11 protein-coding genes are annotated in these 12309 nt (G+C 52.6%); 10 read left to right on the forward strand and 1 reads right to left on the reverse strand.

The window, feature by feature from the left end; all coding sequences use genetic code 11:
* Window positions 1–77: 77 nt before the first annotated feature.
* The 5 genes from accD (at window position 78) to NST44_RS12250 (ending at window position 4511) form a co-directional block, all read left to right on the forward strand.
* On the forward strand, window positions 78–971 hold the full coding sequence (gene accD / locus NST44_RS12230; protein WP_007127401.1) for an acetyl-CoA carboxylase, carboxyltransferase subunit beta: 894 nt from the start codon (window positions 78–80) through the stop codon (window positions 969–971).
* On the forward strand, window positions 971–1954 hold the full coding sequence (locus NST44_RS12235; RefSeq protein ID WP_144877836.1) for an acetyl-CoA carboxylase carboxyltransferase subunit alpha: 984 nt from the start codon (window positions 971–973) through the stop codon (window positions 1952–1954). Before accD ends, NST44_RS12235 begins: the two co-directional genes overlap by 1 nt.
* Window positions 1955–2068: 114 nt before the next feature.
* On the forward strand, window positions 2069–3496 hold the full coding sequence (pyk, locus tag NST44_RS12240; RefSeq protein WP_007127403.1) for a pyruvate kinase: 1428 nt from the start codon (window positions 2069–2071) through the stop codon (window positions 3494–3496).
* Window positions 3497–3613: 117 nt separating this feature from the next.
* A complete protein-coding gene (locus tag NST44_RS12245; RefSeq protein WP_210094374.1) occupies window positions 3614–4114 on the forward strand; it encodes an acyl-CoA thioesterase in 501 nt (166 codons plus the stop codon).
* A gap of 4 nt (window positions 4115–4118) precedes the next feature.
* The gene (locus tag NST44_RS12250; protein WP_007127405.1) at window positions 4119–4511 is read left to right on the forward strand and encodes an FxsA family protein; all 393 of its coding nucleotides are present in this window, start codon (window positions 4119–4121) and stop codon (window positions 4509–4511) included.
* 315 nt (window positions 4512–4826) lie between these two features.
* On the opposite strand, the gene ytvI is transcribed toward NST44_RS12250, so the two are convergent.
* Window positions 4827–5945 carry a sporulation integral membrane protein YtvI gene (gene ytvI / locus NST44_RS12255; RefSeq protein WP_028403871.1) on the reverse strand — a complete coding sequence of 373 codons (1119 nt, stop codon included), beginning with the start codon at window positions 5943–5945 and terminating at the stop codon, window positions 4827–4829.
* A gap of 413 nt (window positions 5946–6358) precedes the next feature.
* Between ytvI and citZ the strand changes: the two genes are divergently transcribed.
* From citZ to NST44_RS12280, 5 genes are all read left to right on the forward strand, one after another.
* Window positions 6359–7471, forward strand: a complete 1113-nt coding sequence (gene citZ / locus NST44_RS12260; protein WP_028403872.1) for a citrate synthase — start codon at window positions 6359–6361, stop codon at window positions 7469–7471.
* A gap of 154 nt (window positions 7472–7625) precedes the next feature.
* Complete coding sequence (icd, locus tag NST44_RS12265; RefSeq protein WP_007127408.1) at window positions 7626–8918, forward strand: NADP-dependent isocitrate dehydrogenase; 1293 nt, start codon at window positions 7626–7628, stop codon at window positions 8916–8918.
* 14 nt (window positions 8919–8932) lie between these two features.
* Window positions 8933–9874, forward strand: coding sequence for a malate dehydrogenase (mdh, locus tag NST44_RS12270; RefSeq protein ID WP_007127409.1), 942 nt, complete (start codon window positions 8933–8935; stop codon window positions 9872–9874).
* Between the two features lie 153 nt (window positions 9875–10027).
* A complete protein-coding gene (locus NST44_RS12275) occupies window positions 10028–10453 on the forward strand; it encodes a hypothetical protein (protein ID WP_007127410.1) in 426 nt (141 codons plus the stop codon).
* A 624-nt stretch (window positions 10454–11077) separates the two neighbouring features.
* Window positions 11078–11944, forward strand: coding sequence for an SDR family oxidoreductase (locus NST44_RS12280; protein ID WP_007127411.1), 867 nt, complete (start codon window positions 11078–11080; stop codon window positions 11942–11944).
* The last annotated feature ends 365 nt before the right edge of the window (window positions 11945–12309 follow it).

Genomic DNA, 12309 nt, shown 5'->3' on the forward strand with positions numbered 1-12309 from the left:
ATAGCGAAGCATGTGTACGGATCGGCGAAGTGTTATCTACGGCGGCCATTCAAATTTAGGGCTGAAGAGGTGTAGTTGTGTTCAAAGACTTATTTCAGAAAAAAAGGAAATACGCAACGATCCCATCAGAGCGACTTGGGACGGCAGGGCAGCCTCAGGAAGGCGAACGCCCGAAACGTGAAATTCCGGAAGGCCTGATGAACAAATGTGCCAAGTGCGGCACGATTCAATACAGTAAAGAGCTTGAGAAGAATCTGAAGGTGTGTCAGGAATGCGGCCATCATATGCGTCTGAACGCGTTAGAGCGGATCGGCATGACGCTGGATGAGACAGGCTTCGAGGAGTTCGACGCCGATATGATATCCGTGGACCCGCTGAAGTTTCCGGGCTATGCGGCCAAGCTGGAGCAGCAGACGATGAAATCTGGTCTTCGGGACGCGGTCGTTACCGGCCAGGGAACCATTCTGGGGCAGCCGGTCGTGGTGGCTGTAATGAGCTTTGATTTTTTCACGGGCAGCATGGGATCGGTCGTAGGGGAGAAAATTACCCGGGCGATCGAGATCGCAACGGACAAGCGTCTGCCTCTGATCATCTTCTCGACGTCCGGCGGAGCCCGGATGCAGGAGAGTATTCTGAGCTTAATGCAAATGGCCAAGACGAGTGCAGCTCTGGCGAGATTCAATGAGCAGGGCGGGCTGTATATTTCCGTTATTACGGATCCGACCACCGGCGGCGTATCCGCAAGCTTTGCAACGCTTGGCGATATTAATATTGCTGAACCGGGAGCCGTATTCGGCTTTGCCGGCCGTATCGTTATCGAACAGACCATTCGCCAGAAGCTGCCGGATGATTTCCAGACGGCGGAGTTCAATTTGGCGCATGGTCAGCTTGACATGGTTATTCATCGGAAAGACATGCGTTCCATGCTGGGCAAGCTGCTGGAGATGCATGCTGTGAAAGGGGGATTCTAATGTCAGGCGTACTGCCTTTTGAAACGCCTCTTGCAGAAATGCGCAAGAAGATTGAAGAATTGAAACAGTTCGGTCAAGAAAAAGGGATTGATTTCACGGATGAAATCGCCCGTCTTGAAGAACGATATAGCCGATTGGAGGAAGAAATTTATTCCTCGATATCCCCGTCACAAAAAATGCATCTGGCCCGCCATCAGCAGCGGCCGACATCGCTTGATTTGATCCAGCTGATCTTTACGGATTTCATCGAGCTGCACGGCGATCGGCTGTACGGAGACGATCTGGCGGTCGTGGGGGGACTTGCGAAGCTGAACGGCGTGCCGGTAACGGTGCTGGGCCAGCAGCGGGGCAAGGATACGAAGGACAATATCGCCCGATTCTTCGGAAGTCCGCATCCGGAGGGCTTCCGCAAAGCGCTGCGGCTCATGCAGCAGGCGAACAAGTTCAATCGTCCGATTATCACTTTCATTGATACGAAAGGCGCATATCCGGGTAATACAGCTGAAGAGAGAGGCCAGTCCGAGGCGATTGCCCGCAACCTGCGGGAAATGTCGACATTCGGCGTGCCAATTGTTTGTGTGGTCATCGGCGAAGGTGGAAGCGGCGGTGCTCTTGCGATGGCCGTAGGCAACCGTGTCCTCATGCTCGAGCATGCGATCTACTCGGTAATCTCGCCGAACGGCGCCGCTTCCATTCTGTGGAAGGACGCTTCCAAGGCGGACCAGGCGGCCGAGGCGATGAAGATCACGGCACAGGACCTGCTGGAGATGGAAGTGATTGAAGAGATCATTCCGGAGCCGAAGGGCGGTGCCCATCGCAATTACGAGGAGACGGCCAGCGCGATCCAAAGCGCCCTGATCCGGCATTTGACCGAGCTGTCTGCGATGGATGCTTGCGAATTGAAGGAAGACCGGTACCGGAAGTTCCGTAAAATCGGCGAATTCGATTTCGCAAAAAACGAGCAGCAGGATGCCATCATGTAAATGTTTGCAAGTTTGACGATATGACAAAGTTCCTATACAAATGAAACTTTTTGTAGTAAATTTAGTTGTTGGAAAAAGAGATATAGAGAACCTTGAAAAACGGAGGAAACCCAAATGCGCAAAACTAAAATTGTATGTACCATCGGTCCTTCCAGTGAATCGTTGGAAAACACCAAGAAGCTCATTATGGCCGGCATGAACGTGGCTCGCCTGAACTTCTCCCACGGTGACTTCGAGGAGCACGGCAACCGGATCAAAAATATCCGCCAGGCTTGCGAAGAACTGAACAAAACGGTAGCGATCCTGCTTGATACCAAAGGACCGGAAATCCGTACCGGTAAGCTTGAAGTGGAACCGATTGAGCTTGTACAGGATGAGTACATCACCCTTACGACCGAGGAAATCCTCGGCGACAAGAATCGGATTTCCATTACGTACAAAGAGCTGCCGAATGACGTTCAGGTTGGATCCACGATCCTCATCGACGACGGTCTGATCGGTCTGACCGTTGTAGAAATTCAGGGCACGGAAATCCGCTGCCGCGTCGTCAACGGCGGCACCATTAAGAGCAAAAAAGGTGTGAACGTACCTGGAGTCGCGATCTCTCTTCCAGGCATTACGGAAAAGGACGCGAGCGACATCGTATTCGGGATCGAACAGGGCATCGATTTTATTGCGGCTTCCTTCGTTCGCAAAGCAAGCGACGTGCTTGAAATTCGCGAGCTGCTCAAGAAGCACAACGCCGAGCACATTCAGATCATCTCGAAGATCGAGAACCAGCAAGGCGTTGACAATCTGGATGAGATTCTGGAAGTATCCGACGGCTTGATGGTTGCCCGCGGCGACCTCGGTGTCGAAATTCCGGCTGAAGAAGTACCGCTTGTTCAGAAGCGCATGATCGAGAAATGTAATCTTGCAGGCAAGCCGGTCATTACCGCTACGCAAATGCTGGATTCCATGCAGCGCAACCCTCGTCCTACCCGTGCGGAAGCTAGTGACGTGGCGAATGCGATCTTCGACGGCACGGATGCCATCATGCTGTCCGGTGAAACGGCTGCCGGTAAATATCCGGTCGAATCCGTTCTGACCATGTCCCGCATTGCCGAGAAAGCGGAATCCGCGCTGAACTACCGCGAAATGTTCCTGAAGCAGCGCATCGCGCAAGAAACCAGCGTAACGGAAGCGATCAGCCAATCGGTTGCCATCTCCGCGCTGGATCTGAACGCCAAGGCGATCATTTCGTCCACGGAATCCGGCCAAACGGCGCGCATGGTATCCAAATACCGTCCGCAGGCGCCGATCATTGCCGTAACGACACAGGACAGAACGCTGAGACGCCTCGCTCTGACTTGGGGCGTAACGCCGGTTAAAGGCGAGCTGGCTACGTCGACAGACGAAATGTTTGATTACGCTTTGCAGGGCGGTGTGAAATCCGGCCTGGTGAAGGAAGGCGATCTGGTTGTGATTACGGCAGGGGTACCGCTTGGCCGTTCCGGCTCGACCAACCTGCTCAAAGTAGATTCAATTCCTGCGCAGAAATAGTTCTGTACAGAAATATTCATATTCAGGATCCCTTAGGGAGTCTAACGATAGCCGCGTTAGAAGCAATGGACGATTTTCGAGCCATTGCTTCTTTTGCATAGAGAGGGGGTGTGCATATTGACGAAAGGCTCCATATCCAAGCTCAGCCGCTGGTTTCACACATCCTTCCGGGTGCGCTATCAGGAAACCGACCAAATGGGCGTCGTCTATCACGCGAATTACTTGAACTGGTTTGAGATCGGCCGCACCGAAATGATCCGGGAGCTGGGATTTTCCTACCGGGAGATGGAGGAGGCAGGCGCCTTGCTGCCGGTTGTCGATCTGGACGTAAAATATCATCAGCCTGCCCGCTATGATGATCAGGTAACCGTATTTACCCGGATGATTGATTTCTCGCCTCTTCGAATACATTATGAGTATGAGGTTCGAAGAATGTCCGGCGAGGTGCCGTCCGATCCGGATGACGCCACGATGATGGCGCTGCCCGGCGAGCTGTTGACTTCGGGCACAACCCGCCACGTATGGTTAAATCGCGAATGGAAGCCGTCCAGACTGGATAAAAACGTGCCAAAGCTGTATGATGCATTGAAGGACACCCTTTTGGGGAGGAAGGAGTAGCATCATGATGAAATGGGTACTGGCGGCGGTCATTTTCGTACCGGCGATCGAAATATTCGGCTTCTCATTCGTAGCGGAGCGGGTCGGCGGCATGAACACCCTGCTGCTGACGCTGCTGACCTCGGCCATTGGCGTCGCCATGATGAGGTTTGAGGGACGGAAGGCGATGGAGGACGCAAGGCAGAGGATGAATGCGGGGATGGTTCCCGGTTCCACCATGGCCGATGGCCTGTGCATTTTCCTCGGCGGTCTGCTGCTGATCCTCCCGGGATTTGTGACGGATATCATCGGCTTTACCCTCGTATTTCCTTTAACCCGTCCGCTTTACAGGCTTTTGCTCCTTGCGTGGATGAAGAAAAATATGAAGAACGGCAAAATCACGATTTTTCGCAGATAAATGAACAGGGGTCGATCCCTTCCGTAGATGCTGTTGCTCTACAGGGGGAACGGCCCCTGTTGTTCTTATATCCTTTATGGCGGTTGCTGCGAATAATTTGAATAGGCCTGATACCGCGCCGCTCGCTAATGGTATGGCGGTTCAGCGACGCTGCCACCGTACCTCCGTGGACACCGCCATCGCGACTGACATCGCCACCACTATCGCTATCGCAACCGCTACCGAATAAGGATCGATTCCTGCATCATCGGCTCAATCATGGCCTTTTTTTCGCTATGCTGCGGTATGATTTGGCTTGCTGGCTCACGAGTGGCTTCATCGGAAACGTCCGCCGATAATATAATTTCGCAAGTCTCTAAAGACATGGGCTCTATGGAATGCATCCAAGATGACAAGGGCAATCGGGCCGATAATCAGCCCAAGAATGCCGAACAGCTTGAGCCCGATAAACATCCCGAGCAGCGCCGCGAGCGGGTCCAAGCCGACACTGCTGGCAAGCACCTTCGGCTCCAGAATCTGGCGCACCACGAGGATGACGCTGTACAGGACCGTAAGTCCAATGCCGAGCGTAAGATCGTCGGACATAAAGGCATACAGGGACCAGGGAATCAGGACGATGCCGACACCGAGGTATGGCAGCAGATCGATGAAGCCGATCAGCAGCCCGATGGTGAATGCGGACTTAACGCCGAGCGCATACAGCGTGATGATCACGATGCAGGCGGTGATGGAGATGAGAATGAGCTGGGCCCTCGCAAACCCGAACAGCGCTTTTTTCAGATCCGAGAAGATGTAGGCCATAGGCTTGCGGATCACGTCAGGAACGAATCGAAGGATGGCCCGGTTATGACGCTCCCAGCTGTTGCTGAGGAAGAAGGTGGACATGAGGACCACGATCAGGATCGTTCCCATATTCGGCAGCGAATAGATAATTTGCAGGATTCCGTTAAAAATGCCGGTGATCAAACCCGTCACGGCATTTCCGATCGTCTCGGTCGTTCTGCTTATATTTTGGTTAATGGTGTCATGATAATTGGGGTTATTCTGGTAGAAAAGACTAATCTCATTCACAATATTTTGAAAGCTGTCGCTGCGCGTCCAGCCGGTGATCCATTCCATCCACGAGTCGATATGCAGGTCGAACGATTGGGACAGCGTGATCAGTTCTTTCACCAGACGGGTAACTGCAGCCGTCAGGATCAGCATCGCCGCTCCGAAATAGACGATGATGGACAGCGTGACCGCAATGAAGCGCGGCAGCTTGACTTTTCGCTGGAGCACGTTAACCAGCGGGTTCATGGCGTAGGCGATGATCCAGGCCAGCAGGAAGGGATAGAGAAGGGGCAGCAATACATAAATCAGGTAGACCGTGATGAAGAGAGCGGACAGAACCCACACTCCCCGGCCGATCCGTTTGAGCAGTATTCGTTCCAAATATATGAACCTCCTTTCCAGGCTTGTCAGCAGACAAGCGGACCCGTACACATTTATAGGTATGCAAGGAGGAGAAGGTTTTAGGCTAGGAAGTTTCGAATTCAATAAACCCCGGCGGATCGCCGCTTTTTATCCCGATTCTTTTCAAAATTCGACAATGACAAAATTCACAGTTATAATGGAATTGTAAGTGATTTCAAAAAAAAGTTTATGGTGTCGATAAAACATTTTGATGCGGCGAATGTCTCCGCTCTTGTTCACATATCAGACAAAATCCAGTATGATATGAGAAGGTTTTATGACAAGGACCATAGCATTTTTTTTGCGTGTTCTTTTTTATCCGACTTCATGAAAATGTTTTCATGAATGTCAAAATAGTACCGTTTATCCCGATCATAAAGGAGAGATGATGCATGACAGCTACTAAGGGTTTGGAAGGCATTGTAGCTACCACTTCTTCGATTAGTTCGATCGTCGACGGCGTTCTGACTTATCGGGGATATAATATTGACGATCTCGCAGAGCATGCAAGCTTTGAAGAAGTGGCTTATCTGCTCTGGTTCGGCAAGCTCCCGAATGCGGAGGAACTGAAGGCGCTGAAGCAGGACCTCAGCGATTATGCCGCAATTCCGGATGAGCTCATCCAGCAGATCAAGTTGTATCCGAAGGACGCCAACACGATGGCATCGCTCCGCTCGGCGGTTTCCGCGCTTGCGCTGTATGACGAAGCCGGCGACGATATGAGCCGTGAAGCGAACGAGAAGAAAGCGGTTAAACTGCAGGCGCAGCTCCCGACGATCGTCGCTGCAATCGCGCGGGTTCGTCAAGGCAAGGAACCGGTCGCGCCGAAAGCCGGCGTATCCGTGGCCGAGAACTTCCTGTATATGCTCAGAGGCGAACAGCCTGACGAAACGTCGATCAAGGCCCTGGATCAAGCGCTCGTGCTCCATGCCGATCATGAGCTTAACGCTTCAACCTTTGCGGCCCGTGTAACCGTAGCCACGCTGTCGGACATTTATTCGGGCGTTACCTCCGCGATTGGCGCTTTGAAGGGGCCTCTGCATGGCGGCGCGAATGAAGCCGTTGCCAAAATGCTGAATGAAGTCGGCTCCATCGACCGGGCGAAGGCTTACATCCAGGAGAAGCTGGACAACCGTGAGAAGATCATGGGCTTCGGTCACCGCGTTTACAAGAACGGAGACCCTCGTGCGAAGCATCTTCAGAAGATGTCGCGTGAGCTCGGAGAAATGAAGGGCGACACATCCCTGTACGACATGTCCGTCGTGATCGACGAAACGGTAACGAGCCAGAAGGGATTGAAGCCGAACGTCGATTTCTATTCCGCATCGGTTTATACCCAGCTTGGCATCGAGCAGGAGCTGTTCACGCCGATCTTTGCCATCAGCCGCGTGTCGGGATGGACAGCGCATATTCTTGAGCAGTATGAAGGCAACCGGATCATCCGTCCGCGTGCCGAGTACACCGGCCTTACCGATCAGAAATATGTGCCGGTAGAGCTTCGCTAACTTGCAGGAAATCATGTACAATAGGCATAGAGAACCGCTCAAACGCGAGTTGATCGCCTTAAGGCGGAGTTCTCTTTGCCTATTCGTCCGGTATTCGTATAACGAAGCTCCGGGCTAGAGACAAGAACCAAATTTTAAGGAGGAACTCATACTCATGAAATTGGAAAAATTCGCACTACCAACCGAAGGCGAAAAAATCACCATCGACAACGGCAAGCTGCAGGTTCCAAACAATCCGATCATCCCTTTTATTGAAGGTGACGGAACAGGGCGCGACATCTGGAAAGCTTCCAAGCGCGTGCTTGACGCCGCTGTAGAGAAGGCATACAACGGATCCAAGAAGCTTGCCTGGTATGAAGTGTTCGCAGGTGAGAAAGCTTATAATACATACGGAGAATGGCTTCCTAACGATACGCTCGAAGCAATCCGTGAATACATCGTTGCCATCAAAGGACCTTTGACGACGCCAATCGGTGGCGGCATCCGTTCCCTGAACGTTGCTCTGCGCCAAGAGCTGGATCTGTACACTTGCTTGCGCCCGGTCCGCTACTTCAACGGCGTGCCATCCCCGGTTAAACGTCCTGAACTCGTGGACATGGTTATTTTCCGCGAGAACACGGAGGATATTTATGCCGGCATTGAGTACAAGGAAGGCTCCGAGGAAGTGAAGAAGGTGATCAAGTTCCTCCAGGAGGAAATGGGCGTTCATAAGATCCGCTTCCCGGAAACGTCCGGTATCGGCATCAAGCCTGTATCCTCCGAAGGCTCCAAGCGTCTTGTGCGCGCAGCTGTGGAATACGCGATCAAGCATGGCCGCAAATCCGTAACGCTGGTGCACAAAGGCAACATCATGAAGTTCACCGAAGGCGCCTTCAAAAACTGGGGCTACGAAGTGGCTGAAGCCGAGTTCGGCGATAAAGTGTTCACTTGGGCACAATATGACGTCATCAAGGAAAAAGACGGCGTAGATGCAGCGAACGCAGCACAGAAGGCCGCTGAGGAAGCCGGCAAAATCATCATCAAGGATGCGATTGCCGACATCGCGCTCCAGCAAGTGCTTACGCGTCCAACCGATTTCGATGTCATCGCAACGCTGAACCTGAACGGCGACTACTTGTCCGACGCGCTTGCAGCGCAAGTAGGCGGCATCGGTATCGCTCCGGGAGCGAACATCAACTACGTGACAGGTCACGCGATCTTCGAAGCTACTCACGGTACGGCTCCGAAATATGCGGACAAAGACGTTGTAAACCCTGGTTCCGTTATCCTGTCCGGCGTTATGCTGCTTGAGCATCTGGGATGGCAGGAAGCTGCGGATCTGATTTACAAAGGTATGGAAACCGCGATCAACAACAAAACCGTAACCTATGACTTTGCACGTCTGATGGAAGGCGCAACGGAAGTGAAATGCTCCGAGTTTGCGGACGAAATCATTAAAAACCTGTAAGGGGGAGAGCCATCATGGCGATTACTCGTAAAAAGATTACGGTTGTAGGTGCTGGCTTTACTGGTGCGACTACCGCACTAATGCTTGCTCAAAAAGAACTTGGTGACGTCGTTCTGCTCGATATCCCGCAGCTTGAAAACCCGACCAAGGGCAAGGCGCTCGACATGCTTGAGGCCAGTCCGGTTCAAGGCTTCGACAGCAACATCGTCGGCACATCCAGCTATGAGGATGCGGCCGGTTCCGATATCGTCATCATCACGGCCGGCGTTGCGCGCAAGCCTGGCATGAGCCGTGATGATCTCGTGAATACGAATGCGGGCATCGTCAAGTCCGTATGCGAGAACGTGAAGACCCATGCTCCGAATGCGACCGTCATCATTTTGAGTAATCCGGTGGATGCGATGACCTATGTAGCGTACAATACGCTCGGCTTCCCTAAGAACCGCGTCATCGGTCAATCCGGCGTGCTCGATACCGCTCGCTACTGCACATTCATTGCGCAGGAACTGAACGTATCCGTTGAGGACGTTCGCGGCTTCGTGCTGGGCGGTCACGGTGACGACATGGTTCCGCTCGTTCGCTACTCCAGCGTCGGCGGCATTCCGATCGACACGCTGATTCCGGCTGACCGGATCGAAGCCATCGTGCAGCGCACCCGCGTGGGCGGCGGCGAGATCGTCAACCTGCTCGGCAACGGAAGTGCTTACTACGCGCCGGCTGCATCCCTTGTGCAAATGACGGAAGCGATCCTCAAGGATAAGAAGCGGATCCTTCCTGTCATCGCGCTTCTGGAAGGCGAGTACGGCTACGATAACCTGTTCATGGGCGTTCCGGCCATTCTTGGCGGCGACGGCATTGAGAAGGTGTTCGAGCTCGAGCTCACGCCGGAGGAGAAGGCGGCGCTCGACAAGTCGGCCGAATCCGTACGCAGCGTTACATCGGTCATTTCCCTTTAAATCCGGCAAGGGTTCACAAATTTGCCTCTAAATCCAATCCCGTCCCGATATTCGGGGCGGGATTGCTTTTCATTGGATGGTCTGTCCAGTATAATAAGGACGATGATTCGTAAATGACATATATCACACTTTGAACGATGGAGGAATTTGATTATGTTGACGGTAACATTTTTCCTGCATATGGTTGGAACAGCAGCGCTAGGGTTCTATTTGATTCTGCCGTTTGTTGTCGGCGGCATTCAGAAGCTGTCTCTCGCTGCTCAAGAAGGCGCCGTGAATACGGTTCGGGTAGCGAACCGCTTTGCCCAGTATGGACTCGTGCTTCAACTTCTTACAGGCGGTTACATGATGTCACAAGGCGACTATTCCGTGCCTTGGATGATAATCGTGACCATTCTTCTTCTTGCTATGTTCGCAATTGGTGGAATTATGAGCAAGCCGCTGAAGAGCGCGCTGGCAGGCATTCGCGAGAAGAAAGAAGTGAAGGAAGAGACAAGCAAGCTTGGAACGCTGAGCGCGCTGCTGGCACTGCTTCTGCTTGTAATGATCTTCTTCATGGTGTACAGCCATATCATCTAAAATTGCTACATAGAACCAAGAAGGTGCTGTCCCCTGCGTGGATTTTTCTACAGGGACGGCTCCTTTCCGTTTATGGATAAAAAAAGGTGGAGAACAGGCTAGTTCTCCACCTTTTTGGTTTTCTTATGAAACGTTTGATCATCCCGCATTCGGGTAAATATCATATCGAAGGCTTTTCACTCGTATAAAGAGCCGAGTCGTACACATCCTATGAAAGGTTGTCTTACAGTCCGTGTCCAAAAAGTCGGATTTTCAGCACCGAGGCTTATGCTTCCGAAGTGCGTTTTTTCAAAACGCTTTAGCGAATCCTTCCGAAGTGCGTTTTTTCAAAACGCTTTAGCGAATCCTTCCGAAGTGCGTTTTATTCAAAACGCTTTAGGTTAAATGAAGCTGGGGACTGAGGAGCGGAGCTAAACGTTTTCGCAGAAAACGCCTTCGAAAGCATCAGCTGTTTTGGGTACGTGAGCACTTGAAATGTTTCCGCAGGAAACATGCTTCGGAAGCATCTACTTAGGCCCGGCTGAATTCAAGATTCGATGCCGAGTTACTCCTTGACTCACTTCGTGATCAAAAGACGACTTTTTGAACAACCTCTACAGCTAACCTGAAAGGAGACATGTGAACATGACACAAGACCAACAAAAACAGACAATGCCCCCTCAGCACCAGAATCATCGGCCGGGTTCCGAGACGGAGATGCACCCGCAGCCGGAGTTCGAAAGCAATGCGTATAAAGCGGCCGGCAAGCTGGAGGGAAAGGTGGCGCTGATTACCGGCGGAGACAGCGGAATTGGCCGGGCGGTAGCGGTTCACTATGCCAAGGAGGGCGCCGACGTATCCATCGTTTATTTAAATGAGCATCAGGATGCCGAGGAAACCAAACGGCAGGTTGAGCAGGAAGGGAGAAAGTGCATCCTGATTGCAGGCGATGTCGGAGATGATGCCTTTTGCCGCGATGCGGTGAAGGAGACGGTGGAGAAGCTGGGAAAACTGGACATTCTCGTGAACAATGCCGCTGAGCAGCATCCGCAGAAGAAGATTGAAGATATTACGAAGGAGCAGCTGGAGCGCACGTTCCGTACGAACATATTCGGCATGTTCTTTATGACCCAGGCGGCCATGACGCATCTGTCTAAGGGCAGTGCGATTATTAATACCACATCCATTACGGCTTACCGGGGAAGCCCGCAGTTGTTGGATTATGCTTCGACGAAGGGAGCGATCGTAGCCTTTACGCGGTCCCTCTCCATGAACGTCGTCGGACAAGGGATCCGGGTCAACGCGGTAGCACCGGGACCAATCTGGACGCCGCTCATCCCGTCAACCTTCCCTGCGGATCAGGTCAGCGAGTTCGGCTCGACCCAGCCGATGAAGAGACCGGGGCAGCCGGAAGAACTGGCGCCTGCATACGTCTATCTCGCCTCTTCGGACTCTTCATACGTTAGCGGGCAAGTCATTCACGTGAACGGCGGCGAAGTGATTAACGGTTAGGCTGGAGGATACCGAACCCTAATCTTTGAGCATCAGCGGATGATCAGGCGTAAAGCCGGGGCGATCATCCGCTGTTTTTTGCTGAGGTGCGCGGAACACGGTTAAACGGCGGTTACGGTGAAGCTGACGTTAACGCAATGGATACGTTCGGCGCTGGATTCTATGGCTTTAGAGGCGACGGATCCGGATGGAAGGGTGCCCGAATCGCGGATGGCGTGAATCCGGGACAGCGTCAGCCGAGTCTCTGCCGAGCGTCTGCCGGAACGTTGGAACGGATGATGGATTCGGGCTCATCGTCGCCGATCCTATCGCCGTATCATATCACCTCCTTCTCTATTAACATATGCGAGGTTTATAGATTGGTA

It is taken from the genome of Paenibacillus sp. FSL W8-0919, assembly GCF_038003785.1.
Classification (GTDB): Bacteria; Bacillota; Bacilli; order Paenibacillales; family Paenibacillaceae; genus Paenibacillus_AQ; species Paenibacillus_AQ lactis.